Source organism: Salinimicrobium oceani, from assembly GCF_012037645.1.
This window is the reverse complement of record NZ_JAAVJR010000172.1, coordinates 1-659: the sequence shown is the minus strand read 5'-3', so window position 1 is coordinate 659 and position 659 is coordinate 1. Positions and strand designations below refer to the sequence as shown.

The following is a 659-nucleotide window of genomic DNA, read 5'->3' as shown; positions in this document are numbered from 1 at the left end:
GAATTGGAGGGAATCAATTTTCATTTCCCTTAAACGCGTTACCAGGGTATCTTGCCTGTTTGGAGTGCGGGCAATGAAACCAAGAGTATCCCTTTCCAGGTTTGGCTTGTACCAGTAATGAAGGGTATCTTTCACGGGATCTTTTGTGATCATGGCTTCAAATTCTTCGGGTACATTTCGTGGTTCAATAGAAATACTATCGGGAACTATGAGTCCGCGGTATCCAAAAATGAGGTGTTGCTGTGCTTTTTGAGAAGGTCTCTCAAAAGACCCGGCAAGTAATTCCTTGAAAATAGAAAGGTTGAATTCTTCATCTGTAGGAATGGTGATGTACTCATCTGCAAAGGCAATTTTATCTGTCTTGGGTTCGTAGGTGTAATTGTTGTTGACATCCCGTATTCCCACAAGTTGGTAGGTGCCCTGTTTGAGGTTGTTAAGCTGAAAGGTTGTGCTGTCAAGGGTGCTGGTAACATACCGGGGCACTTCCTTATAAATGAGTGAATCGTTATAAGTGGAATCTACTTCATAAAGCGCAATAGTGATATATGGATCCGGTACCCCCAGAAGTGCATCCTGCACACGGCCTCGTATAGAAAGCGAATCTATATAAGGTCCTGTCGAGAAAGCATAGGTGAAAAAGCTCAGGGGATTTCCTTCGT

At 43.4% G+C, this 659-nt stretch carries 1 pseudogene; it reads right to left on the bottom strand.

The annotated features are described in order from the left end of the window. Positions 1–659, bottom strand: a pseudogene (locus HC175_RS16085) (hypothetical protein); the annotation flags it as partial.